Source organism: Marinoscillum luteum, from assembly GCF_044005705.1.
Lineage (GTDB): Bacteria > Bacteroidota > Bacteroidia > Cytophagales > Cyclobacteriaceae > Marinoscillum > Marinoscillum luteum.
This window is the reverse complement of sequence record NZ_JBIPKE010000015.1, coordinates 152,658-178,224: the sequence shown is the minus strand read 5'-3', so window position 1 is coordinate 178,224 and position 25,567 is coordinate 152,658. Positions and strand designations below refer to the sequence as shown.

At 44.6% G+C, this 25,567-nt stretch carries 26 protein-coding genes; 7 read left to right on the top strand and 19 right to left on the bottom strand.

Features of this window, described 5'->3' with window-relative positions:
- Positions 1 to 16 precede the first annotated feature (16 nt).
- Together trxA and ACHKAR_RS08520 are read right to left on the bottom strand one after the other, a co-directional pair.
- Positions 17 to 313: a thioredoxin gene (gene trxA / locus ACHKAR_RS08525; RefSeq protein WP_395417039.1), complete on the bottom strand. Its 297-nt coding sequence runs from the start codon at positions 311 to 313 to the stop codon at positions 17 to 19.
- A 19-nt stretch (positions 314 to 332) separates the two neighbouring features.
- The gene (locus tag ACHKAR_RS08520; protein WP_395417038.1) at positions 333 to 1,724 is read right to left on the bottom strand and encodes an MBL fold metallo-hydrolase RNA specificity domain-containing protein; all 1,392 of its coding nucleotides are present in this window, start codon (positions 1,722 to 1,724) and stop codon (positions 333 to 335) included.
- A 600-nt stretch (positions 1,725 to 2,324) separates the two neighbouring features.
- Between ACHKAR_RS08520 and ACHKAR_RS08515 the strand changes: the two genes are divergently transcribed.
- The 4 genes from ACHKAR_RS08515 to ACHKAR_RS08500 all read left to right on the top strand — a co-directional run bounded on the left by ACHKAR_RS08515 (position 2,325) and on the right by ACHKAR_RS08500 (position 6,181).
- Positions 2,325 to 2,738 (top strand): hypothetical protein, encoded by a 414-nt coding sequence (locus tag ACHKAR_RS08515; protein WP_395417037.1) that lies wholly within the window; start codon positions 2,325 to 2,327, stop codon positions 2,736 to 2,738.
- A 111-nt stretch (positions 2,739 to 2,849) separates the two neighbouring features.
- Positions 2,850 to 3,392 (top strand): YcjF family protein, encoded by a 543-nt coding sequence (locus ACHKAR_RS08510; protein ID WP_395417036.1) that lies wholly within the window; start codon positions 2,850 to 2,852, stop codon positions 3,390 to 3,392.
- Between the two features lie 261 nt (positions 3,393 to 3,653).
- Complete coding sequence (locus ACHKAR_RS08505; protein ID WP_395417035.1) at positions 3,654 to 5,267, top strand: cyclic peptide export ABC transporter; 1,614 nt, start codon at positions 3,654 to 3,656, stop codon at positions 5,265 to 5,267.
- 80 nt (positions 5,268 to 5,347) lie between these two features.
- The gene (locus tag ACHKAR_RS08500; RefSeq protein ID WP_395417034.1) at positions 5,348 to 6,181 is read left to right on the top strand and encodes a prohibitin family protein; all 834 of its coding nucleotides are present in this window, start codon (positions 5,348 to 5,350) and stop codon (positions 6,179 to 6,181) included.
- Positions 6,182 to 6,203: 22 nt separating this feature from the next.
- Here the strand turns inward: ACHKAR_RS08500 and ACHKAR_RS08495 are convergent, their stop codons facing one another.
- The 12 genes from ACHKAR_RS08495 to ACHKAR_RS08440 all read right to left on the bottom strand — a co-directional run bounded on the left by ACHKAR_RS08495 (position 6,204) and on the right by ACHKAR_RS08440 (position 18,089).
- Positions 6,204 to 6,701 carry a hypothetical protein gene (locus ACHKAR_RS08495; RefSeq protein ID WP_395417033.1) on the bottom strand — a complete coding sequence of 166 codons (498 nt, stop codon included), beginning with the start codon at positions 6,699 to 6,701 and terminating at the stop codon, positions 6,204 to 6,206.
- A gap of 18 nt (positions 6,702 to 6,719) precedes the next feature.
- A complete protein-coding gene (locus ACHKAR_RS08490) occupies positions 6,720 to 7,436 on the bottom strand; it encodes a tyrosine-protein phosphatase (RefSeq protein ID WP_395417302.1) in 717 nt (238 codons plus the stop codon).
- Entirely contained in the window at positions 7,427 to 8,473 is a 1,047-nt protein-coding gene (locus ACHKAR_RS08485) for a hypothetical protein (protein ID WP_395417032.1), read from the bottom strand. Before ACHKAR_RS08485 ends, ACHKAR_RS08490 begins: the two co-directional genes overlap by 10 nt.
- 7 nt (positions 8,474 to 8,480) lie before the next feature.
- On the bottom strand, positions 8,481 to 9,404 hold the full coding sequence (locus ACHKAR_RS08480) for a phosphotransferase family protein (protein WP_395417031.1): 924 nt from the start codon (positions 9,402 to 9,404) through the stop codon (positions 8,481 to 8,483).
- Between the two features lies 1 nt (position 9,405).
- Entirely contained in the window at positions 9,406 to 10,464 is a 1,059-nt protein-coding gene (locus ACHKAR_RS08475) for an arginase family protein (protein WP_395417030.1), read from the bottom strand.
- Positions 10,465 to 10,471: 7 nt separating this feature from the next.
- Positions 10,472 to 11,764, bottom strand: coding sequence for a B12-binding domain-containing radical SAM protein (locus tag ACHKAR_RS08470; RefSeq protein ID WP_395417029.1), 1,293 nt, complete (start codon positions 11,762 to 11,764; stop codon positions 10,472 to 10,474).
- A 143-nt stretch (positions 11,765 to 11,907) separates the two neighbouring features.
- Positions 11,908 to 13,302: a GH25 family lysozyme gene (locus ACHKAR_RS08465; RefSeq protein WP_395417028.1), complete on the bottom strand. Its 1,395-nt coding sequence runs from the start codon at positions 13,300 to 13,302 to the stop codon at positions 11,908 to 11,910.
- Positions 13,295 to 13,618, bottom strand: coding sequence for a hypothetical protein (locus ACHKAR_RS08460; protein ID WP_395417027.1), 324 nt, complete (start codon positions 13,616 to 13,618; stop codon positions 13,295 to 13,297). Before ACHKAR_RS08460 ends, ACHKAR_RS08465 begins: the two co-directional genes overlap by 8 nt.
- Positions 13,619 to 13,629: 11 nt before the next feature.
- On the bottom strand, positions 13,630 to 15,087 hold the full coding sequence (locus ACHKAR_RS08455) for a hypothetical protein (RefSeq protein WP_395417026.1): 1,458 nt from the start codon (positions 15,085 to 15,087) through the stop codon (positions 13,630 to 13,632).
- A gap of 11 nt (positions 15,088 to 15,098) precedes the next feature.
- Positions 15,099 to 15,731, bottom strand: coding sequence for a hypothetical protein (locus ACHKAR_RS08450; RefSeq protein ID WP_395417025.1), 633 nt, complete (start codon positions 15,729 to 15,731; stop codon positions 15,099 to 15,101).
- 95 nt (positions 15,732 to 15,826) lie between these two features.
- Positions 15,827 to 16,468 (bottom strand): M35 family metallo-endopeptidase, encoded by a 642-nt coding sequence (locus ACHKAR_RS08445; protein ID WP_395417024.1) that lies wholly within the window; start codon positions 16,466 to 16,468, stop codon positions 15,827 to 15,829.
- A 106-nt stretch (positions 16,469 to 16,574) separates the two neighbouring features.
- Entirely contained in the window at positions 16,575 to 18,089 is a 1,515-nt protein-coding gene (locus ACHKAR_RS08440) for a hypothetical protein (protein ID WP_159579627.1), read from the bottom strand.
- Between the two features lie 236 nt (positions 18,090 to 18,325).
- Between ACHKAR_RS08440 and ACHKAR_RS08435 the strand changes: the two genes are divergently transcribed.
- The 3 genes from ACHKAR_RS08435 to ACHKAR_RS08425 are packed head-to-tail and all read left to right on the top strand — an operon-like array spanning position 18,326 to position 21,266.
- Entirely contained in the window at positions 18,326 to 18,745 is a 420-nt protein-coding gene (locus ACHKAR_RS08435) for a hypothetical protein (protein ID WP_395417023.1), read from the top strand.
- Positions 18,746 to 18,780: 35 nt separating this feature from the next.
- On the top strand, positions 18,781 to 20,517 hold the full coding sequence (locus tag ACHKAR_RS08430; protein ID WP_395417022.1) for an ATP-binding protein: 1,737 nt from the start codon (positions 18,781 to 18,783) through the stop codon (positions 20,515 to 20,517).
- Positions 20,518 to 20,519: 2 nt separating this feature from the next.
- Positions 20,520 to 21,266 carry a LytR/AlgR family response regulator transcription factor gene (locus ACHKAR_RS08425; RefSeq protein WP_395417021.1) on the top strand — a complete coding sequence of 249 codons (747 nt, stop codon included), beginning with the start codon at positions 20,520 to 20,522 and terminating at the stop codon, positions 21,264 to 21,266.
- Between the two features lie 69 nt (positions 21,267 to 21,335).
- Here ACHKAR_RS08425 and ACHKAR_RS08420 read toward each other — a convergent pair whose 3' ends face one another.
- The 5 genes from ACHKAR_RS08420 to ACHKAR_RS08400 all read right to left on the bottom strand — a co-directional run bounded on the left by ACHKAR_RS08420 (position 21,336) and on the right by ACHKAR_RS08400 (position 25,522).
- The gene (locus ACHKAR_RS08420) at positions 21,336 to 21,671 is read right to left on the bottom strand and encodes a zinc ribbon domain-containing protein YjdM (protein ID WP_395417020.1); all 336 of its coding nucleotides are present in this window, start codon (positions 21,669 to 21,671) and stop codon (positions 21,336 to 21,338) included.
- A gap of 84 nt (positions 21,672 to 21,755) precedes the next feature.
- Positions 21,756 to 22,259, bottom strand: a complete 504-nt coding sequence (locus ACHKAR_RS08415; RefSeq protein ID WP_395417019.1) for a hypothetical protein — start codon at positions 22,257 to 22,259, stop codon at positions 21,756 to 21,758.
- A 99-nt stretch (positions 22,260 to 22,358) separates the two neighbouring features.
- Positions 22,359 to 22,733: a putative quinol monooxygenase gene (locus ACHKAR_RS08410; protein ID WP_395417018.1), complete on the bottom strand. Its 375-nt coding sequence runs from the start codon at positions 22,731 to 22,733 to the stop codon at positions 22,359 to 22,361.
- A 57-nt stretch (positions 22,734 to 22,790) separates the two neighbouring features.
- Positions 22,791 to 25,055 carry a xanthine dehydrogenase family protein molybdopterin-binding subunit gene (locus ACHKAR_RS08405; protein WP_395417017.1) on the bottom strand — a complete coding sequence of 755 codons (2,265 nt, stop codon included), beginning with the start codon at positions 25,053 to 25,055 and terminating at the stop codon, positions 22,791 to 22,793.
- An 11-nt stretch (positions 25,056 to 25,066) separates the two neighbouring features.
- Positions 25,067 to 25,522 (bottom strand): (2Fe-2S)-binding protein, encoded by a 456-nt coding sequence (locus ACHKAR_RS08400; RefSeq protein ID WP_395417016.1) that lies wholly within the window; start codon positions 25,520 to 25,522, stop codon positions 25,067 to 25,069.
- Positions 25,523 to 25,567: the final 45 nt, after the last annotated feature.

Genomic DNA, 25,567 nt, shown 5'->3' with positions numbered 1-25,567 from the left:
AGAGGAGGTTAAGGATTCATAAAGCCTGATTGATGGCCTGCTCCAGCATTTGTTTGGGGATGGCCCCGGATTGCCTCCAAAGCTGCTTACCGTTCTTAAACAAAATGAAAGTGGGCACGCCGCGCACGTTGTATTGTCGGGCAGCCGCCTGATTCTTATCTATGTCTACTTTAATAATGCGCGCTTTGCTCCCGATCTCGGTTTTCAGTGCTTCCAGAATAGGGGCCATGGTATGGCAGGGAGCACACCAGGTAGCATGAAAATCCACCAGCACTGGCTGGTCACCATTGATAAGTTCGTTAAACTTTGACATAAGGGCTTATTTCAAAGGGTTAAACATGATCGAATAGGGTAAAGGTTTCCAAATAGGCCGGAATAATTACATTCCAGCCACGGCCCTGTAGCCGGGTTTTGAAAACTTCAGCCTGTTCTTTCTCCCCGTGAATGATAAATGTTTTCTTGGGAGCTTCCTTGATGTGACTGATCCACTCCACCAACTCGTCCTGATCGGCATGCGCTGATAGTCCATCCAGCACATGTACTTTAGCCTTTACGGCTACCTGCTCTCCAAAGATCCGCACCATGGGTTCGCCATTGGCAATGTCTCTGCCTCTGGTGCCTTCCGGCAAAAAACCGGAAAACAGGATAGTATCCCGTTCGTTGGGGAGCCTGTGGTAGAGGTGATGCAAAATCCGACCCCCGGTAGCCATGCCACTGGCAGAGATAATGATTGCTTTGTCCCGGATGGTATTGAGTACCTTTGACTTGCCTTGCTCTCTCACATAGTGGATAAACGGCGCATCGAAAATGCGATGCCCAAATTCACTGTCACCCTCCAGTCTGTGGTAGGCACTGTACTGCTTATAAAGGCGGGTTACGCTGATGGCCATAGGGCTGTCTACATAAACGGGCCTGGATTTCATGTTCTGGAAGATTTTCCAGAGGTAATAGAGGATCAGCTGGGTTCGGCCTACAGAGAAGGCCGGGATTAAGATACACCCACCTTTTTCGTCACTCTCGGTGATCAATTGTCTGAGCTCTTCTTCCAGGTTCTGATGTCGATGGTTGCGTCCGCCATAGGTGGACTCCACAAAAAGCACATCCGCGGCAGGAGGGTCTGCAGGCGCTACATGCAAGGGGCTGTGCATAGGACCCAGGTCCCCTGAGAAAACCATTGATTTGATGCCCTGACTAGTATAAATTTTCAGTTCAATACTAGCGGCACCCAGTATGTGTCCGGCATGAAAAAACCGAACTTCAATATGATCGTGGATGCGGAAAGTCTTTTCAAATGGGTGTGCCTTAAATGCGCTTAATACATCTATGGCATCCTGCACCTTGTAAAGTGCCATGGCCGGATCGTGTTTGGAGTACCCTTTGCGGTTGGCAAACTCCGCCTCTTCCTGCTGTAGTTTGGCGCTATCCATGAGTAAGATCTCCGCAAGGTCCAGGGTGGGCTCCGTGCAGTGAATCTCTCCATTGAAACCATTCTTAAACAACAAAGGCAGGTAGCCAGAGTGGTCTATATGGGCATGGGTCAATACCACTGCATCAATCACTGCCGGGTCCACAGGGAGGTTATCCCAGTTTCTTAGTCTTAATTCTTTCAAGCCCTGAAATAACCCACAGTCAATCAGGAGGTTGTAGTCATCTACTGTCAGTAGGAATTTGGAGCCGGTAACTGAGCCCGCTCCTCCAAGAAACTTTACGCGTATATCCATCATCAGGGTGTCAAACCAAAGTGAACCGGGAGGGCACTGTACGCAACAATTGCCGCAGTGCGTAGCCCGATGCCAGGAGGTACCTCCATGACTTGATTCATTTGGATATACCAAAATTGAATTTTTTACAGATCAGAATAGCTGACGGACATCAAGTCCGAAGGTGATCTTTATTGGCTTATTCCTTTTATACGAGATTCTATCTGACAATTAGTTCATTTGTGTTGAGCTACAGGGTGCCAACTGGTTTCTGCTTGTACTCAATCCTCATAAATTCCAGCCTTTTCTCCATTATACAGGTCCAGGTCTGTTTTGTCTGAGTGCAGGTCGTAGCTGGCGGATTTTTGCCAAAATTTGCAGTCTGTTTCAAAACTGCCGTGTCGAATGATGGGGAAGGAGGATCCTAATATTAAGGAGGTTATCAAAGTCACTATTCAATTAGGAGCCCTGCATACCGGCATAAGGCACACCATGGCATTGCTTTCAGGTTAGCTTATTTGCATTTGGTTAAGACCCTTAACCTTTTGATCAAAACCATTTGGTACAAATCAAAAGAAACTTCATTATCTTCAATAGTAATTTGCTCACCAACCATGCCGCAAAATGAAGAGAAAAGAAAAGTATACTGATTTTAAAGTCGCTTATGATCTACTATGGGAGCACTCCCCAAGCGTCTTTATATATACACCAATCCTTTGGGTCCTGAAGGTGCTTTTGTGGCTGCTAGCCATATCTTCATTGGTGTTTTTCCTCAGTACATTCAGTACCCTCTTCTGGGGAATGATTCATGACGAGATCACTGGAAATCAATTACGGGAAACGGACAGCCTCCGAATCCTCATGCTGGTAGCACGCATAGGGTTTTTGACCATTTCGATTCTAAGTTGGATGGCGCTTAAGTTTTCACAACTGACGCTCAGGAGAAATTGGTTTATTTTTGAGATAAGGCTTTTTACAGAGGAACTGCTTAGCCATATTGATAAAAAAGAAAAAGAGGCAGTAACCGAGCTTAGGTAGGGACAAGCATGAATTGGTGCCGTTTCTCGTTATGTTTATAATAAAGTTGATTTACTGTTTCGCTTATAACGTATATATTATTATCTTTAAGTAAATCAAACATTTAAGAAGATGCCGTCAAATCCCACAAACCAGGACAATATCACCGAAAAGATCTCCAAGTCAAAGACTGAAGAGAGGACAGGCTCAGGTACTCCAATATCCATTGATGATAAACAAATTGTCTCCATTACCAACAAATATGCTGCAGTTGCCTCAGTTGCAGGGTTGATTCCTGTGCCAGTTCTGGATCTGGCAGCCTTAGTTGGTATCCAAGTGAAAATGGTTCATGAAATCGCAAGAACTTACGGGAAGAATCTAAAAGACGAGGCCCTAAGAGTAGCCATTTCGTCACTTATCACTACAATTCCGGCCAACTCCTTTGCATCTGTTGGCACCAGTGCCTTCAAAGCAATCCCATTGATAGGGACTATCTTTGGCGGACTTACTGCAGTGGCTTACTATGGAGCATCCACATATGCTGTCGGTAAAATATTCGATTCACATTTCTCCTCTGGCGGTGACTTACTCAATTTCCGTGCGCAGGATGTGAAATCTGCGTATGTGAATTTAGTGAAGAAAGAGACTGACTCAACTGGCTCCGTTTTGAACTAAAGCGTATCATATGAGCGCAGTAGCAGTCATATTTCCGCTGATCTATTTGTTTTTTTCCTTTTTGGTTGCGGGGCTATTAAGAGAACGTAAAGGAGGGTTTTATCTGATGTTTTTTTTGTGCCTGATTTTCACACCGCTTTTGGTAGGGATTTTAGGGATTATTCTGACCCGAAAGACGAGCAGTACCTAGTCCTTGAAATTCACTTCACATCCATTTATTTAGGGGTCGGTTCCTACACATCTATGAATTACTAAAAAGCTTTGAAGTTACTCGAACTGCTCCAAAATGAGGCCATGAAGTCCAAGCGCCTGATCTTAATGATTTTGGTGTCCGGAGTTTGCAATGCCATGCTCTTAGTCCTAATCAACAAAGCCAGTGAGAAAATCGATGGGGATCGGTCATTCATTTTTCTAGCCAGTATCCTTGCTGTTATGCTTTTTCTCCTCGCTCAACGATACATTTTACGTCAAGGAACCAAAAAAATTCAGAATGTTATTGAAGACATTCGAATTAAGATCATCGATGAGCTAAGATTTGCTGAACTATCTGCCGTAGAGGCTTTGGGGAATTCGGAAATATACGCCAGGATGAGTGATGACACCCAGCGTATTGCAGAGGCATCCCTTGATTTAATCAAAGCGCTTCAAGCTATGGTGTTGGTGTTGTTTTCATTTATCTACATAGGTACCATATCTCTACCTGCTCTTGTCATACTCTTGCTCGGTATTGTAATAGGGGGGGTGTTTTTTTTCTATAATAATAAAAGTGCCGCCACTGTTTTCAAAGAAGTGGCCAGAAAGGATACGGCTTTTTATCAGGCATTGTCCGATATGCTGCATGGTTTCAAAGAACTCAAGATCAATCGCCAAAAAAGTGATGACGCCAACATTCACTATCGTATGGCTGCCAGTGAAGTGAATACGTTCAGAGTGAAAGCACGGTTCATCAATATAACCAGTCAGCTTGCTACCGAAAGCTTATTCTTTCTTGTACTTATTGGGGTGGTTTTTGTCATTCCGCAACTTCAGGAATATTCAGACCCAAACATTGTGAAGATTTCCGCAGCCATTCTGTTTTTGATAGGTCCAGTTACTCTAGTCATAGGATCAATCCCCTCAATATTGGAAGCCAGTCAATCGGCAGAAAACATAGAGAACTTGGAACGAAGTATTAGAAGCGCAAAAAGCAATACCGATCAGTACCATGTGGGTAAGGACAACCCCTTGGATTTGCAGCATGAAATTGCTTTGGGGAACCTTTATTTTGAATATCCCAGCAGTGAGTCCAATGGCTTCAAGGTTGGCCCCTTCAGTGTGACCATTCCCAAAGGAAATATCACCTTTATAGTGGGCGGTAATGGTTCGGGAAAATCAACCTTACTCAAGTTGATAAGTGGCCTTTATTATCCCGATAGCGGCATCATAACCAAAGATGGCGTCCCCATATCTCCGGATAATTATCAGCATTACCGCGAGATGTTTTCTGTTATTTTTGCGGATTTTCATCTTTTCGAACGGCTATTTGGCCTAGGGCTGATAGATGAGCAAAAGGTTGAAATTTTGCTATCAAAGCTCAAAATTGACCACAAGACCAAATTTAAAAGCAACACATTCTCCGAAATTAAGCTGTCTACAGGACAGCGTAAGAGGTTGGCTTTAATTACTGCATTGTTGGAAGATAAGCAAGCCTATGTGTTTGATGAGGTGGCTGCAGATCAGGATCCGATTTTCAAGAAGTTTTTTTATGAAGAACTCCTTTTCGAGCTTAAAGCACTTGGAAAGACCCTAATTGTGGTCACTCATGATGAGAATTATTTTCACTTAGCGGATCGGCAATATAAACTCCAGGATGGGCAACTAATATCAAACGACTGAGGACTATGATAATCAATAGGTATTTCAGAAAAACAAAGGAATGGTTAACCAGCAATGCATTGGAAATAACCGTCTGTGTCATGTTTATTGTACTGATGATCCTGTTCTTTGCGTCCAGGATTTTCATTATCATTCAATCCGGTCAGGCAGGCGTCTATTATAGGCTCTTCAATGGGGGTACAGTGACAGATTATTATTTTGGAGAGGGGATACATGTAATTCCACCATGGAATAAGGTATACATTTACGATGTTCGGCTTCAAGAGGAATCCAGGTTATTGACTGTGTTAACCAAAGATGGGTTAACGGTAGAAGCTGAAGTGTCATTCAGGTACAGTCCCAACGTACATACATTAGGCATTCTTCACAAATTCATAGGCCCGGATTATGCCAAGAAAGTGGTTACCCCGGAGGTTGAAGCTGACTCCAGAAACATTATCAGTTCCTATGATTTGGAACAGCTCTATGACACAGACCGTAGAGTCATACAGCAAATGATATCTGACTCAGTATTGACAGATATTAACAATCAAGTGATTTTAGACACTCTTTTGAGGGAGGAGGGAAGGGATAAAACATACATTCTATTTCAGGATATATTCATAAAAAACATTTCTTTGCCTAAAAAAGTGGCAGAAGGGATAGAGGATAAGATAGTAGCCGAACAAGAGTTGCTAACCTACACTTACATTCTAGAGACCGAAAGAAGGGAAGCAGAACGAAAGCGGATAGAAGCAGTTGGTATTGATTCCTTTCAGAGTATTTCAAGGATATCCATTCTTAAGTGGCGTGGTTTGGAAGTGACTCGAGCCCTTGGTGAATCGCCCAATACGAAACTTGTGATAATGGGTACGGATGAGAGTTTGCCTATTATTTTAAATGGTGAAGTAACCGAAAACGACACGAACAAATAGTAATACTAATTTTCGGTGTTAGTTATTTGTGGTAATTTCTATAATCATCAATGGACAATTCATAATGCTTTACATCATACAATTGCCCATTGGTTAGTCTTATGTCCTCCCTGAAAGTCCCTACTATTTTCCCATACTTCATGGCCAACCGATCATGAGTGGCTTCAATATCATGCCCTACGATCACCTTATATTTGATCTTCCGAAACTTAAATTCTTCAAAGAGCTTTTTTATCAATCTTGCCAAATCCAAAGAAAACGTTGCTTTTTGCGCCTGAAAATTGATGAATGCAAAATCATAAACATGATGAGCATGCCAGTCTACTCTCATAATAAACATTCCGACCACCTGACCACTCTGATCAACACTAACAAACTGGAGTTTTTTAGATGTGTCAGGTTCAATTCTCAATTGAAAAAATCGATAAGGGAAGAAGAACATAAATATCTCATCTTCCTTGGTGTACTGCGTAAAAGCTCGTTGCAACTCTTCAGCATGATGATAGGCGTATCTAAGCATTTTCCATTGTGTAGTTGATTATTCCAATATAAGTGATTTGATTTGCTCTTGTTCGTCCTTTTGCAAAGACAATCCGAACTCAAAAAAGGCAGGCCAACTCCGATATTCTCTCTCAATTTGACTCATAGCTAACGAGAGGTATTTACTTTTATGTCTGTCATGTCTGAACACTCTTGAGTAAATCGTCTGCGGGAGTTTAGAGCGAAGGTACTCTTCGACAATATTTTCGTCTGACACATTCAATAGTTTCAAGAGTAATGCTATGACAAACCCGGTTCTGTCCTTTCCATGTTCACAATGAATGAGCAATGGATAACTCTGAGGATTGCTTAGTTGCTTGAAGATAAGACTTAGCCAATCGAAGCTACCAGTAGCAAGCTTCATATAATTCAGTATTGTTTCAGTATCGTAAACGCTCTGCACGCCACCACTGAGCAGCGATGTTAGCTTTCTGTTTAGACTCATGGATTCAAAGTCAAGGGCTATATGGAGGTATTTATGAGAACCCTGCTGGACGAACTTGGCTAATTGCCTTTCCTCTATTGATCTAAGGTCAATAACCAGCTGTATTTCTAGTAGCTCAAACGGATCCTTCATAGTTCTCGATCTGTGTGGATTCCCTGACCTATAGATTCTCTGGTGCCTGATTCGTTTACCCTCTAAGGTAGTCATGCCTCCGAGCTCTCTAAGATTCAAAATACTTTGCTGGCGAGTTTGTTGGATCTTTATCCCCATAGTAGTTGATGCTTTCTCCATGCTTTAGACAACCATTCCTCATAAGAGAGGGTCAGTGGGTGTTTCATTACCAAGCAGATTGGTTCGAGCAACCTTTTTGATCCGGAGTTTAGACCTCCATGCAACAAATTTAAGTTGTGCCCTATCACAAAATCAAATGTGGTGTTCTGAAGAGCACTCTCATATTCCTTTCTGAATTCTTGCCAGTCCAAACCGAGTGTGATCGAACAAATTTCATTCATAACATACTCAGTTTCAGAGTCACATTCTTTAGCCTTTGAAGTGGCGATTTCTGGAAAATAACTTTTTTGCTCGGCTTTTAAAGGAGCTTCCATATAGTGAATATCAGTAGCCAGGTGTTCGGGTTTTGGTGATCCAAACACCGTGCCCAGATTGATGTAATTGAAGTGCCAATTCCTTCGCAACTCAAAAGCTCGTATTAAATGACCTCCTAGCCAATTCTGCAATTCCTGAATCGATACTTCTGAGGTTTGATGTTGATACAAGTAGGATGCTCTTATGACCTTGAGTAAATCGTAATAGGAAGTAAGGCTTTCACCCTCTCCAGCATGGTGCAGGAAGAAACCCTGATATAGTTTGTGTGAATCGGATGTGACTCCTTTATCCGAAAAAACACGCCATTTAGGAGACCACGAAGGGACATCAAGCACACTTGGAGTTAAATAACTGGCATGCCCTCCATCATGATGTGGAATCAGGGTGCGTGTGCTGTGCCCATCGACAACATGTGTCTTCTGGAGATGGTCCACTTCTACGTACATATCGGAAGGAGCGCCTAGGGCCTTCAAGGAATCACTGAGACCCCTGGCAGTTTGGATGGCTAATGCCCTTGATCTTTCTAATGGCAACTGCAATTCACTAATTTTAAAGACCAGACCAGAACTCAGCACGTTTAGCAACTTGGCCTTTTCAGAGAGCCAATTTTTCTCCTCCACTCCATATTGACCATCAAGTAAAGCTTCATAGTCAACATCATGGTAAGAGATATAGCAATTTGATTGACGGGCTAAAATCATTTGATCACTATCGATGATGCATCTCTATTACTTTGATCAGAAATTCAGTGCGTTTAATCCACTTTTTTGCCAATCCCTGATCCGGACTCTCAGATAAAAAGACCAGAGTAAGCATTGCAGCTGTATCAAGACAACATATATGATTCAGAACTTCTGGGCACTCGGCCATTTCAACACTTATAGGATACCCATTGTCAAATGGCTTGCCCAAATCTCCGTATTCATGCACCCTCATCCATTCAAGAATGGGGTGTCCTATCAAAGCATTTCCCCAGTCAATAAGTGCCTGTATCTTGCCTGCCTTCATTCTGAAATTCTCAGGTCTAATGTCCATATGTAAAATGCAAGAATTGCTTAGGTTTCCTTCTCGTTGTAAACTCTTTTCCAAATCATCCTGGGTTAGGAAACCCAAAGACGTATTTGTGATTGCGCAAATCGCATGGAGTCTTCTAATAATGCGCTTTGCAAGTAGAGATTTCCAGTTCAGACCTTCCTGGGCAACCAATTGGTAATTGGGTACAGGAATACAATGTAACTTATCTAGCAAAGCACCAACTTCACCCTGCTTAGGTGTAGTGGCATCTGTGGGCACATAATCACATATGAGGAGAGGATAATCTATTAGATCAGATTGTACCAGCTCCCTGAATTCGGGAACGGGGAAATCAAATTTCCCTAAGTACTCCATAAGAAAGCCTTCTTGGCGCAGTAAATCTAGGGTGTCCTGATAAGGATCATTTTCATTTTGGATGATTCGTTTCCACGGAGCTTTAACGACGACCGATCCCCAGATAGCATGAGACCCCTTAAAAGCACAAAAATCAAGTCCACTTCCAATGTATGCCGTTCCGCTTTTGAAATCATCTGAATAATGTGATTGAAGGACATGATCAATATCCGATTTCATTTTATCTATGGCGACTTTAGTCATATCAATGAATTTTGTGAAGATATATCCACTCAAATAAAAATCTTGCTGCCAAACTAGCTGTAGCCCCACCTGGATCATAATCAGGAGAAACTTCAACCAAATCCAGGGCTACTACAGGGTAATCATGGAGTATGGAAGCCATTGACATAAACTCTGTGGAATTGATTCCTCCTACGGTTACATGTCCAGTACCAGGGGCGGTAGCATTTTCACAAACATCTATATCAATAGAGATATACAGCTCATCACAAACTTGAGATACCTGATCCAACACCTGCCTAAGGCTTTTCTCAAATCCTTCCTTACGTATGTTTGGGATGGTGCGTATGTTAAACCCCATTTCGAGCAGATACTTAAACTGTTTGGCACTGGTAAGGTCACCCTGACCTACGAAGCCACAGGAGCTGGGCTCTAATTCAGGATGCTCCGCAATCCGTCTGCCATTGCATCCATGATACAAGTTTCCATGTAGTTTGGATTGATCACCAAAGTCAAAATGATGATCAATTTGTACATATCCAAGTCGCTTGCCTTTTTCCGTTTGAAAACGTGATGCTACCCCATAGAAATTACCAATGGAAACAGTGTGTTCACCTCCAAGCATAACTACTCTTTCACTCAGCATCATTATTCGATTTACCTCAGCATAAATAGCAGTAGTTTGTTTCTTTGGGTCTGATGGATAGATATGTAAATCTCCGAAATCCACCATTATAGGTGGGTTTACCATCACCATTTGATCAGTTCTGATGTTGTACAATTGATCCACACTTCTGCTTTTTTGCTGGGAGCTATAAGCCTGACTGGCCTGTCTGATTGCCAAGGGCCCCTTTCTACTACCTACTCTCGTAGAGGATGTTGAATCAAAGGGTATCGAGTAAATGGCTGTATGACACCGTTCATCCTTGGTGAGGTCTCCTTTTGGGGAGTTAAAAAGGGTGAAATTTCCAGATCCCCAAGGTGGGAATGGATCATCTTGATAAATTTTCCAATCAGGATCGGTTTGCTCCAAAAGAAAAGGTAGGGTTGGTTTTAGTGTTACAGGTGATCCTTCGTTCATATTGGTATTAGTTAATCAGTCGTGTAGCTAGTCTTACGGTGTCCAAATAAAGGTCCCAAGACTCTTCAGGGCTTACGTAATATGGTTGATAAACAGGAGGTTTATCTTCTCTCCAATTCGCAAAATTCCAATCGAAAATACGTGGCTTAAGTGTGTCAAATAGAGGAGTCTTTGGGTAGGGGACGAAATTGTAAAGGTTAAATAGCCACACTTCTTCCTGAACAGATAAAAGAAAATTCTGCGTCTGTAGGGTGCTTTCCTGTGTTTCATAAGGCAGACCTCCTAACACATTCAAAATCACTTTGATATTGTTATCTTTCATTTTCCTAATCACCTTTCTGTATTCATCCTCATTTCCTGCTTTATGAAGTCTCTTCAATACATCTGAACTAGCCGTCTCGAACCCAATTTCTACCACTTTTACCCCTAGTTGTTTCATTTGATCAATGAGCGTATCAGTCACTACCGAGATATGGGTCTGCACGATCAACTCATACTGATATTCAGGTCTTATTAGATCTATTAGATTCGCCACAGCCTCTTTTGACTGACCAAACGTCTTGTCACCAATATACATCAACTTAACTTCTGGGAAGAGTGTTCTTAATTCATTGATTTCATTGTTTAGGCGCTCAGGCTCAACAAGGTGCAATTGCCTACTCCAGGCATCCCCACAAAATGAACAGGCAAATAAGCAACCATGGGAGGCATTCAGACGAACCAGAGGAATGTTTTTAAATTTTCTTAAGTGCCGATAATTTGGCGTGTAACCAAGAGGCACCTGATTCTTTCCTTTTACTGGAGATACTTCGTAAGAGCCGTGTGATCGGGTGATTTCATCATAAACGGTTGCCCTCGCAATTCCACTATATATAAAGGAGAAGTCCTGCTTGTCGGCAAGATTGCTCATATTTCCTCCTACAATCGTGAAGTAACCCCTTTCAATCAGCGCGCGCGAAATGGCCTGGCACAAGGAGAAGTTTTGTGCCAATGGAGAAAAGAAAATCATATAATCAGAAGAAACTGATTCTTCAATATGCTGCACAATCGCCTCACATTCACATAAAGACCTACTGAAATTCAGAAATTCTGTATCTGGACGATTCAAAGCTCCATCCAAATGAGCAATCCACAATGGAGCTTCCCAAAGGTCGTTCTCTTCTACCTGATATTGAGGAAATACCTGCTTGTATTTGTTGAAATAGGTAGCATAATAATTATTAAGTAAGGGATCAGGCTCACTTTGGGAGGGAAAGGGCAGCTGGATCAGAGCTACGGGTTTGTTATAGGTGGCGTTCATAACTGATTCCGTTATATAATATTAACTAATATATGAATTATCAGTAATTATTACAAATGATGGAATTAGCTTGAGGCCTGGACTTGTTTTTACAAACACTTACTTGCTCTGAAAATTCCTTTATGCAGAATTATTATAATATTTCAATCCTCATAAATTCCAGCCTTTTCTCCATTATAGAGGTCCAGGTCTGTTTTGTCTGAGTGCAGGTCGTAGCTGGCGGATTTTTGCCAAAATTTGTACCCTATATCACTCCAGACCTTTGGAATGGTAGGCTGAGGCGCATCGGTATAGTCTGCCACCCAGAGTGGGTATTGACCAAATTTCTCATTGGTCAGGTACTCATCACCAAAGCTTGGGTCGGTGTAGATAATGGGTTTTCTACCCGACAGGCGCTCCACATGGCGGAGGAAAATATAGAGATCCACCTGCAGCTGTAAGGGGTCTACCTCAAAATCAGTAGGTATGCTCTCTGGCTCAATGTCCAGTATGGGTCCAATGTCGGTGCTGGTCAGCTCACCAAGAGTTGTGACAAAGTGTTCGGCCTGATCTATAGGATCCTGTGAGGCGTCATAAAAGTGATAGGCGCCGCGAATGAGGCCTTTTTCTGTGATCAGGTTCCAGTTGGTATGAAAGTCCGGGTCCACATAGGACTTGCCCTGTGTGGCTTTGCAAATCACAAAAGAAAGCAAGTCGCGCTTGTTGACCGCCTGTAGGAGGTCGCCATTCCATCGGGACACATCAATGCCACGCTGAGTGGCCTGACGGGACCGACTGGTGGTGCTTTGCCTGGACGCAAATGACTCCAAATGACCACTCAATGAGTCCAGTCTGTATCCCAACTGATCCTGCTTGTAATCAACCAGTGACAGGGCCCTCCTGTGGTGGGTGGACTGATAATGAATGTAGATAAACAGGCATAGGAAGGCGGAGAGGATAGACACCCAGACAGAGAGGATGTTCCAGTTGACCTCACTTGTTTTTTTTTCTTTATTCAAAGGCTTTTTTTCGGATATGAGCTGCCCTATGCCACTTGATACGAGCAGTGATCCCGTGCATGTAGAGAGGATCGCATCAAACTGGTCAGTATCAAACCTGATGCCCTGATAAACAGTGTTCTTTTTGGTATCCAGGATTTTGTGAGGGTTATCTGTGTAGTCACCTTTGGCATTCAATACAATGGGGCCATTTTGGTTTTTGGGATCTATGAAGGCATCCTGTATGAAAAACATGGACTTGTCCCGAGTAGTCTTCCCCCGGCTGATGGTGAGGTACCCCTCGCGGTGCAGGTATTTGAGGAAAGAGATCAATTCAGAAAACTGACTTACATGCGCTGCTTTTTTCGTTTCGTCATTGAAGAGCTCATTGGTCAAAAAGAGTACGGCAAATCCCTCGCTGGCCTGAATGATCAGCGCCCGGCCTTCGGCCTCTTTGAAGAAAACAGTTTCTAGCCAGCCAGCTATGGGCTGATCAGCAGCAGGGGGTAGCTCCGAAAGACTTTTTACCCAGGATTTTTCCAGATCAGTTAGTTCACGCATGGGTTTGGAATTCATAGATGAGGACACAAATGGAGAGTAGTGTGCTACACAGGCTAAACAGAAACAGCCAATCTGTCAAGGGTCTGAATCGGTGCTGGCCTGGTTTTCTCAGACTCAGGTAGGCCGATATGGAGGTGAGCAGATAGCATCCCGCCGTGAGATAGAAGAATTCATCCACCCAATAGAGGGCACTTTTGTCGGTAACCTGGAAAAGGGTCAGAACGATGAGACAAACGCCAATGAGGGCAATGGAGCCATTGAAAATGTCGCTCATGAGTTCTTCTGATACAATGGTTTTTTTGGTTTTATCTTTCATGGCTATCAACATTATGAGTTAGCACGGCTGTCTGAGTCTGCGGCAGGTGGAGCGGTGGCTACGCTTTTTTCTGCCAAGTGGCGTTTTTGCCACATTTTGATCAGGTCTGATTTCACAAGTTTCTTGATGTAAAAGTGTACTGGTGAGCCCACGATGGTGGCTCCGTCTGTGATTGATTTGATGTAATTGTCAAAAGCATTCATGAGTGAGTTGATGTCCATCACCTGATTGCTGCCATGGTCTATTTTTTCCAGTCCTTTCATTACCGTCTGTATTTTGGTATTTTGAATAGACAAGAGCTGATTTCCCTGACGCGCGTCATCCGCTCCGGTAGCAACAGTGGACGTATCGGCATCCTTGTTTGTGGCTTGCAATACCGCGTTGATGGCCTCCGGGTCGGGCTGCATGATCCGGTTAACCCCCATATCAATTTTACTTGATGAAATGCTGGGAATGGCTCCCATGGTGATCAGGCTTACATGCGAAGATACCTGCTGAGTGCTCAGCGTTTTCTTCACCTCGCTGAGGGTGCTTTCATTTACACCAAACCCACCGGAGAGGTTTTCGAGCCATCCGCCAAGTTGCAGTTTCTCTTGCAGGGAGGCTATTTTCTCTTCTGCCGGTCCATCTGAGTCAGTATTAAGGATATGCACCATGCCAACGAAGCTGGATCCGTAGGCTGCACCTGATATAATGGACAAACCTGGTGATGGACTTTCTGAAGTGGATGGTTTGGAGTTAGCTGGCCCTGTGGCCAGGTCATTCGTATCAATGGGATCACCTTTTCCTACGGTAGCATTCCAGATAGATACAGCCTTCTGCAGATCCAGAACCAGCGGCTCGATCAAAGTCACATTTCTGTGCATACAGCAGGCCGTGATGATCAGCGTGCCGGAAATGCTGTGATTGCGGTGTTGTTGTTGGATCTGACTCGTGGCCTGCCTGGCCAAATCTCCGGCACCTTTTCCCAGGTCGCTGTTCGCTTCTTTCACATAAGTTTCAATATTGGACAGGGTATCGTCTTCCAGGTTGCCCCCGAAGGAAAAGTATTGTGCGTCCAGTTTCATGGACTCATAGGCCAATGGCTGCTGTGTGATGGTAGACTTGACAAAATCCACCGGACTTTCAATGTGACTTTGCTTCAATTCCGCTAACTGTTCCCTCACCTTCTGAATACTCGTCTCATTTTTGAGACGAGTATTCAGGTACCCCGTTGCGGCCTGCGAGATTTGCGGGTCAAGCGCCTTCATTTCACTTTTCAGGTCCGAAACATCGACATTCATGTCCAGCAACTCATTGAGCGTCATGGCCAGGCTGCGCTTCATCATGATCAGGGAATTCATTTTATCCTGTGCGGCATCAATGGCCTGATTCAGTGTGGCTACCTGATCCAGGGAATCGAGCACCTGGGTATCCACCACAGCGCCTAGCGTGAGTGAGGGATGGTCGTAGGGGATTGAGGTTGGCATGATCTCAGAGTTTAAGGTACTTTGATTCCAGATGTTGAAATGTATTCGGCTAATGCATTGATGGATGCCTTAGTGTTATTGACGTCTCCGGTAAATAGGTTCGAAGTGATGTATTGAAGATAATCCTGCGTCACCAGCGGCTGTGAAGGATTTTTGCCAGGCGCCATGAGTGTATGATTATAGATATGGATAGCACAATCTATCCCCCCGAATGCTGATGCGGTAAAATCCTGATTGTTTGTAAACAATGCTGAAAAGGCTGCCTCGACCAGCAGTGATCTGCAACATTCAGATGTCATTAGGATAATGGCCGGTACGGCATTCTTGTTTTTGGTTAAATCCGGAGAACTGAGAGCTGTAATGTAGTTTTGGTATTTGGCAAGTGCGGAGAGGTCGTTTGGATAATTGTAATCTACAGGAGTAGGGCCGGTGCCAGGACATTCTACTTCAGTCAGTAAGTAGTTTCCCTGTTTGATATAGACGCTTCCTATAGTGTTTCCACTATATCCATAATCAAGTTTTATAACTCCCTGACGATGAACAGTGATTCCGGCTGGGCAAGGGGTGGGAAGGGTACCGTTTTGCTCAAAATGTCTCATGGCGATATACAGAGCACTGTTTAATTGTATGTTTTCGCTTATCATTTTTCTTAAAGATTAAATGGATGGAATCTGATCAACTGTCAGATATAGTGGTTCAAAAGAATGATCTGTAGAGGTGACCTCTACAGATCATCAAATCACTGTAGGTTGAATGAACAACAATAGAAGAGATAGTTGTCAGCATTGTGTAGCGCTTGGGCACTATGGTTTGTTGCCAACCATTTGCAATTGGTTTCGCCATAGGTGTCCAAGAACCCATCAGGGTAAGCTCCTCCGGCTGGGTTCGGCACATCCTCTGCCGAGCACACAATATGGGACAATTCATGTATGATGGTGCCTACCTGGGAGTCCTTTCCCAATAAGGGTGCCGTATAGAATCCCCGCCCGATATAGATCGTCGGAGTAGGGACTATGGCAGGTGCCTGTGCGTCAGTATAGTTCAGGGCTTGAGTTCCAAAGTTTTGGCCCGCAAGGGGTATCATGTAAGCCACCGTATTTGAGGTGGGCACGTTTGTCAGCGTTGTGTTTTGGCCTGACAACTGCCTTAAAATGGTATGAACGAAGTTTTTCACAACGGTAAGATTGGCAGCTGTGGGTGGACCAAACCATGTGGTAAATCGTGCATCTTCTACCTTTCCATTAATGGAGCTATCGTTGGTGAGGAGTTTGTTTAGGGTGCTGTCGGCCTTTCCCAGCAGAACGCTCACATCTTTGAATGCATTTTGTACCTGGGTTTTATGCGCAGGGTTTGCAAATGCAGTATATGTTTGTGTCGGCATGATATTATGTATTTGTAGTTTTTGAATGCCTACTCTATTTCCAGTTTTCGGCTTCCCTGGTTATTGTTTGGAGGTGAAAATGCTTTTTCACCTCCAGTGGATTGACTTATGAGCCAGAGGATGAGGCGTCAGACGAACTGTCACCTGAGCCAGCCCCGGAAGAGCTACTGCTGTCTCCGCTATCATCTCCACTTCCCAATGCATTATTCATTTTGTTTGGGTGGTACTTCTTCAGCCATGCACCGGCCAACTCGCTTTTGGTGATGGGCTTTAGATAGTAGTTGATAGGGACACCTATGTTTCCGGCCAAACACTTGTTGATGTAGTCCTGCATGGCATCCATCATGGAGTTGGTGTCCAGGATTTGATTGCTCTTTTTGTCTGAATCGCTCAGTGCACTCAATGCGCTGGTGATTCCCGCGCTCTTCATGGCAATCATCTGCTGGCCTGTTCTGGCTGCCTCTGCAGACGAACTAATGGTGTTCATTTCGTCAGTGGTGGCACCTTGCAGGGTCTGCACGCCTTTCAGAGGATCGTCGTTCATGTTGAATTCCTTCACAAACATGTCCACCGAATTGGCCTTAATGGATGGGATAGAACCCATGACGGTGAGTGTGCAGTGGGAGGTTACATTTTGGGTGCTCAAAAGGTTTTTGGCATCATTGGAAAAACTACTGTCCACACCAAATCCACCTGTTTCATGTGCCCACCAGCCGCCAACTTCAAACTGACCCTGAATGGACTCAGCCACGGAATACATCCGCTGAGAAGAATCCGTCTCGGTGGTATTCAGCACGTGCACCATCCCTACAAAGCAGGAACCAAATGTGGCACCAGAAAGGAGTTGCAGTTTGTTTTCACCCTGCGAGTCCTTTGCCATCATGGTTTCGATGATGCTGGCAATGCTCATTACATTGAGTTGATCTTTGGGAAATTCCTGATTCCAGACTCTGATGGCCTTGTCTACATCCAGTATATAAGGGGCCAGCAGTAAAGCATCTTTGTGCGTACAGTTGATGCTGATCACCAGTGTTCCTGCGATGCTGTGGTTTTGATGCTGACTACTTACCTGTTGTTGTACAGAAGATTTTACCGTACCGGTACCGGACTCGTATCCGCCAAACAGACTGAGTGAATCACTCACAAACCCTGCGATCGTGGAAGCGTGTGCGTCGGAAGATTGCTCGTTTTTGTCGAACCCAAAGTACTGGCAGTTCATTTTCAATGAATCTGCTGCCAGAGGCATTTTCTTGATTTGGGACTTGTTGTAGTCCATAGGGCTTTCCACGCTGCTGTTGATCATTGCTATTTTGGCTCTGAGCGGCTGAATTTTTTGTTCTGCGGCCAGTTTTACCTGCGCATAATTGATGGCAGCCTGCTGGATGCTCTGGCCTACTTTTACAGATTCCTGAACCAGCTGATCTGCATCGATATTCATGTTGAGCATATCCTGAATGGTCATATCCAGGCTTCTCTTCATGGCGATGAGTGAGTTGAGTTCATCTTCGGCCGCATTCACGGGGGCTTCAGCTTGGCTTATTTGCTCAATATTGGTGAGCTTTTCCAGTGTCACGATGTTACCCAACACCAGTGATGGATCGTATGGAATTGTCGTTGGCATAGTATTGTAGTTAGATTGTTTTTTACTTACTCTTTTGAAGGCTTTTCAGTGTCCGCCATTTCAAAGCGACCGCTCTTGCTGTCGAATTGTAAGTCCTAAAGTATGCTGGGGCAAAAACCCATTTAGAAAAAATGGTACGAGTGCGGTGAGAATGGGCACGAGATGTTATATTCACGGAATAAGAACCAACGGCGCCCGGGGTATATCATTCCTAAAGGGTGACTAATCGCTACACCATGAAATCAACCAAACCAACAGCTACAGAACTTTACTACCAGAAAATCGCAGGCCCTCTGTATCCATTTTGCGACAATGCATTAGTCCATTTTAAGGATATAGGAGGGGGCAAGAAGAAAGCTTTCATCAATGCCTATCTTCCTACATTGGTAGAAGATAAGATCACCGTTTCCATCCATGACGAGCAGCAGATCAGGAACACCGAGGTAGAGCGTCAATTGAGCAAAGGACCACTAATAGGAACCTTGATCACCCTCACATATAAATCCCAAAAGGGAACAGGCAGCTACTACCTGTGGCAAATAGCTTTCACCTATGAGAGTAAATACCCCGTGGGTGTAGAGGATGTGGTGCTGGTAGATACAGACCCTGAGACCTCACGGGGTACAGTCACTACGGTGAAGGATCCCGGTACCTGATCCCAATAAAGGTGGTTACATTTTTGGTTTTTTTGATGCTTTTGTTCGCTGATGATCAGGAGCCTCCAACAAGCCTTCATAGGAAGGCCTTAAGTTTTCTTGAGGAGGTTTGTAAGCGTGAAGCGTCGTGTGTTCAGGTACAGGAGTTGACAGTGTTGTTTCAGAATGGTGATTTCGACAAAGCCTATGAAATTCTGATCCCCGAATTTGATCATTGCACGGGTGAAAAGTGCTTTTTGCTGTCGGTCCTGAAGGCGAAGATCTTCTATGAGAAGTCGTTGATCAAACAGGCCATAAATGAGTACAAAGTGTCATTGGACCTGAGAGATAAACTTCCACCTTCCTTCCGTGAGGATTTTGCCATAGAACCTGTGATGGCCAGTTTGCTTCTGGAAGAAGAAGCTTTTTTAACCGCCATTCAGTATTTAAGGCCCTGGGTGGAGCGGCATTCAGCAAGTGAGAACAAGGATCAGTTTGGTGGTTATTATCACAATCTGGGTATAGCTTATCTGCACCTGAAGAAGTTTGACAGCTCGGCATTTTACTTTAACAGGAGCATTGAGATTGAAATGGAAATGGCCGATACGCTGGGTCTTGCCATTTCGTATATGGACATTGCCAATTTGTACTATGAGCAATACCTGGATGACCAGGCCATTCCTTATTTTCAGAAAGGTCTGGAATATGCACTACTCGCTCAGGAGCCAGAAGTGCTTCGAAATGCCTACCTGAACATGGCGGTGGTGGAAGAGAACCGCGGAGACTTGCAAAGAGCGCTCAGCTACCGCAAGGATTTTGAAAAAGTACAAAACACCCTCTGGAATCGTGATAAGGTGTGGGAGATGGCTGAAAAGGAGAAAACATATGAAATCGGTTTGAAGGAGCGTGAAATTACGATCCTAGAGCAGAAGGAATTGGTAAAGAATGCGGAACTCTCCCGGCAACGATGGCAAATCAAAGCTTACCTGATCGCTTCCGTCTTCCTATTCATTCTGGCAGGTGTGGTAGCCGTTGGGTATCGGATTGTAAGCAAGTCCAATAAGCTAATCACCGAACAGAAACGGGTGCTGGAACAGATGGATACAGCAAAGAACCGATTGTTTTCCATAGTGGCCCATGACCTGAAGGCTCCAGTAAGATCCCTGCAACGTTCTCAACAAAAAATGGCAGCTGCTGCCAGTGCCCAAGACAAAGAAACATTATTGGCACTTGCTGCGGAAAATGGCCATCTGCTGAATGCCACTCAGAACTTATTGAACAACCTGCTGCAGTGGTCACTTGATCAAACCAATCAGGTTCACCTGATGAGAGAATCAATCGAACCCGGGCGTCTGATAGAGCAGGTGTTGTACGATTATGAGCCCATGTTTCAGGAGAAGGGGATCGATCTTGAGACTGATTTTGTAAGCGGATCTATGGTGTTGGTGGATATTCAAAGCATGAAGGTGGTGTTTAGAAACCTGTTGGATAATGCACTTAAGTTTACCCCAAAGGCAGGAAGAGTACTTATTGCTACATCAACTCGCGGAGATATGGTCAGAATAACCATAGAGGACACTGGCTGCGGGATGGAGCAAGGGGTTGTTGATCGTTTGTTTGAAATCAGTCAGGCGAAAATTCAGGCAGGAACGGATGGTACAACAGGTACCGGGCTTGGAATGATCCTGTGTCAGGCCTTTGTCTCACGAAATGGGGGAACCATTGAGGTGGAAAGTCAGGTTGGAAAGGGGACCATTATAACGTTGAATCTACCCAGGATAGCGGAGACCTAAATATGGAAAAAATAAGAGTTTTGATCATTGAAGATGAGACCGACCAGGCCGATGAGCTTAAGGTGTTTCTGGAAAAGGGAGGGTATTCAGTTTGCGGGATAGCTGATAACCTGACAGAGGGACTTGGCCTTTTTTATGCATTGAAGCCTGACCTGGTTGTGGCCGATATTTATTTGAAGGGCAATCCGGAGGGTATTTCCTTTGCAGAAAGGATGGGGGAGAACATGAATACCGCCAGACCATTGATTTTTCTCACCCAGCATGCAGATTTTGAGACATTTAGACAGGCTAAGCTTGTGTCTCCCTATAGCTATCTCCTGAAGCCTTTCAATCCATTGGAGCTCCAGTATGCCATAGAACTGGCCATGGAGAAATTCGCTTCGCAACCTGGAGGGCTAAGTATAAAAGAGAATGCCCTTTTGATGGAGGAGAGTCTGTTTGTCAAGCATAGGCAGTCATTGATTAAAATTCCCATCTCCAATATTGAATATGTGGAAGTGGATGGAAAGTACTGTAAAATCAATGCCAGAGAAGGAAGTTTTTTGGTTCAGCTTTCTTTGGTGAAAATGGAAGAAAAATTACAAGCCTATCACTTTTTAAGAATTCACAGAAACTATATCATCAACCTTAATGAGATCAGACAAATACATCTCACGGATAATCAGGTGATTTTGAACGGAGAAAGGGCACTTCCGGTGAGCCATACCTATAAGGACATACTGATGAAGCGCTTTGATGTACTGAGGTAAGTACTAATCATTTATGAGCCTGAGCGCTTCATGGACAGAGCAAGCCACATCTAGTTTTCGACTGATGAACTACCCCTTCCTTACAAACTCCGACTTGAGGGACATGGCGCCAAAGCCGTCAATCTTGCAGTCGATGTTGTGGTCACCGTCGGTTAGTCTGATGTTTTTCACCTTCGTTCCTGCTTTGATGGCTTTGGGAGCACCCTTCACCGGCAGGTCTTTGATGACTACTACAGTATCACCATCCTCGAGCACATTGCCATTGGCATCTTTGATCACGGAGGTGTCAGCGGCTGCTTCAGCCTGCGGATCCCATTCATGTCCACACTCCGGACACATCAGGAGCGTATCAGAAGGGTAGGCGTATGGCGACTTGCAAGCGGGACATAGAGGGAATTCAGACATAAGAATGATTTTTTGAAAGCGCAAAGATAGGCTTTTGAACGATCTCGTATGGATTGTTGTCCGTCTGTGAAAAACTGAGTTGGATTATTTGGATTCGTGATCTGTCAGTTCATAACCTATCCGAATTTTGATGATTTCGTTTTCTTTGAGAGATATGTCAATTCTATTTTCACTTTCAGGAAAGGTGACGGCATATAGGGTGAAGGCTGCTTCAATGGCTTTTTGCAGAAATCTATCCTGTATGTTATACTGTCTTTCTATCCCATCGTGTCCGGAGATAAATGCCTCAAGCCTGTGACCATTTTCTGGTGAATACTGTGTGGCGATTCTTGTAAGGGTATACTGAAACCAACTTGGGGAGTAACTGTACTGCCCCTGTGATTCAAATGCCATGACCCTATGTATTTCTCTCCCTGGTTTTATTTCAAGTTTTATTTGAGAGGCAGACAAAAACGCATTAGTTACGACAGATTGAATCAATGGGTCTTTTGTGTAAACACGGTGCCATTCGTTGGTGTCAGTAATAAACATACAGCCACCAGATGTGGCTTCTATGCCGAGAATGGATGCAGTAATCTCTTCATTCATGACTCAGAGTGGTTTAAAAGATGACCAAACCATCGCCAATAACTGACAAATCGTTCAAAAAGTCAAATTTGACATAGATTAATTGTCAGGTAGGGATAGTCATTTAATCTTCATTAGAGGCAGGAGTGGGATGGTTTCGATCAGCTCCAGAGACTGTACCATACTTACTGTTTTGTTTTTATACTTTAAGAAATGCTCGGTTTTGAGATGCGACTGATAGGCAGATTCACTAGCATAGATTTCTAAAATTGTGAAACGGTTTGGTCGGTCTTTTTCTGACACAGCATATAGTGTCAACACACCTGGTTCTAAAGCAAGAGAGGCTTCAATCTCCTCTTTTAATAGCGCCTTGTAATCCTCCAGGTGGATGGAGTCGATCACGAGTTGGGCAAGGCGTACTTTATGACTTTGACCCTGAACAGGTAAATAAGATGCGCAGAATAAGAGAAAACCAGTAAGGATTAGGCTTTTCATTGACAGGTGTTTTTATTTAAGGTTGGAGCATACTCATTAAGTATTCAAGACACACGATTAGCCCAAAGCAACACCTTCCTTGAGAAAAGGCTGGTGATAATAACGTTTGCCGGATGACTTGTACAGGGCATTGGCCACCGCACCAAAGATGGGGGGGAAGGGTGGCTCCCCCAATCCTGTTGGATCAATTTCATTTTTGACAAAATGGACATCAATGGATTCAGGTGCTTCATTCATCCTGATCATTCGGTATCGGTCGAAGTTGGTTTTTTCTGGTACCCCATTTCTGAAGGTCATCTCTCCATAAAACGCATTGCCAATTCCGTCAATGATGGCACCCTCAGCCATGTTGGCTGCTGCATCCGGATTTACTACTATGCCACAGTCAAGTGCACAGGTGACCTTCTTTACCTTCAGTTTTCCATTCTCCCGGCTTAACTCCAGCACATGAGCGGCATAGCTGTTGTGGCAAAAATAGGCCGCTACCCCACGATGAACCCCCGGCTGTGGTTGGCTCCAGTTAGATTGATCCCGTACAAGCTCAAGCACTCCAGCATATCGGTCTGCCTCGTAATCATTTTGCTCGCCCACAGGATTGTGTTTAGCACGGGTAAGCAAATCCAATCGGAATTGAATAGGATCTTGCCCGGCTGCTTCGGCTACTTCATCCAGAAATGATTGCTCAGCTCCCCCCAAAAAATTTGATCTTGGAGCCCTGAATGCCCCAATGGTGATATTAGAGTTAACAGACCATTCCTCGGCAAGGTAATGATCCACAGCCCCGGCAGGAAACCTGTTGGCTGCTCCTCGTCCAAGCGGGCTTTCGGGTATCCCACCTGCTTTTACATGGTATGCAACTAGTTGATTGTTTTCATCCAATGCAGCTCGATAGGTAGCCATATAGGTGGGACGGTATACACCAAAAGTCATGTCGTCTTCTCGCATGTAAACAAGCTTGACGGGACGATTTACTTTCTGACTAATCACCGCAGCTTCCACCATATAGTGACCGTAAGCACGCCTGCCAAATCCGCCGCCCATGCGCGTCATGACGATCTCTATTTTATCCAGGGGCAGTCCGAGTCTGGCGGAAAGTGTGCCTTCGATTAGCTCGGGAGCCTGAATGGGTGCACTAATGATGGCCCTCTCGGCGGTCACATCCGCCACACAGTTGATTGGCTCCATAGGGTTGTGAGCCAGAAACGGTGCAGTGTAGGTTCTTTCAATGACTTTGGCAGCCGAGGAGAAGGCCTTGTCCGGGTCACCATCCTTACGGAGCAGGGTGCAAGGCCCTGACGCTCTTTCCTGCATAGCTGTCAGGTGACTGTCACTGTTTTCAAGGCCGGCTGGAACCTCTCTTGTTTGTTTATTACCAAAAGCATCTACCGAAAAGGAGTATGAATCAAAAGGTTCCCATTCAGCTTGCAATGCTTTTTTGGCATTCATCACCTCCCAGGTGCTATTGCCTACAATAGCGACCAATTCAGGGAATGTATTGGTGTCAAAGTAATTCTGCACATAATCATCCTGAAAGGTTTTGAAGGAAAACACTTCTTTGATCCCGGGCATGTCTTTCACTGAATCTGCATTGAATGATTTTAACTTCATCCCGAAGGCAGGAGGATGCACAATCATGGCTGTGAGCATTCCTTCCTGATTGATATCGAGGCTATACATTGGCGTACCAGTGACAATCTTTCTGGCGTCTACATTTTTCTTTGAATTACCCACGATGGTGAAGTCTTTCACTTCCTTAAGTTGTACTTCGGCAGGTGTTGGGAGTTTGGAAGCGGCAGAGACCAACTCGCCATATGTGGCAGACTGGCCAGAAGCTTCATGCTTTACTGTAGCTGATGCGGTAGTTATTTCTTCAAGCGGAACTCCCCAGGCATTGGCTGCAGCCTGTTTGAGCATTTGCCTGGCGGTGGCTCCTGCCATTCTCAAGACATTCCAGCTCCGACGGATCCCCTGACTCCCGCCGGTGAACTGGCGATCATACAGGCTGGTGTTGAAAGGAGCCATTTCCACGATTACCTTTTCCCAATCCATGTCCAGTTCCTCAGCCACGATCATAGGCATAGAGGTTTTCACATTCTGGCCAAACTCCGGGTTCGGACACATAATGGTAGTCACTCCGTTTTCACCAATCTTCAGGTAGGCGTTGAGATCAAACCACTCATCGGGCATTGCTAATACCTCAGCTTCTTTGGTGCCGGGGCCACAGCTGGCCAGCCAGCTAAAGCTGATCATCAGTCCGCCACCTGCTAAAGCGGAGGTCTTGATAAATGCGCGTCTGCCAACTTTGGTTTTTAGAAGGGTCATAGTAGGGGGAGTTAAAGGTTAGAGGCGGTTTTAATAGCAGCTTTGATTCGTACATAGGTTCCACATCGGCAAATATTCCCACTCATGGCTCCTTCAATTTCCTCATCTGTCGGCTTGGGGTTGGATTGGAGGAGTGCTGCTGCGCTCATGATCTGCCCCGACTGGCAGTATCCGCATTGTGGCACATCGTGCTGCATCCAGGCCTGTTGTACAGGGTGGTTGACGCCTTCAGAGAGTCCTTCGATGGTGGTGATTTCGTTGTTGCCGACTGCAGAAACGGGCAACATACAAGATCTGGTGGCCATTCCGTTGAGATGAATGGTGCATGCACCACACTGAGCAATTCCACATCCGTATTTAGTGCCTACAAGATTGAGGTGGTCTCTGAGCACCCATAAGATGGGAGTAGCCGGGTCCACATCTACCTGTCGCTCCTGACCATTGATTGTTAGTGCGAATTTTGCCATATCTCGGGACGTTAATGTTTGAATTTGTTCCTTATAATTTACGAA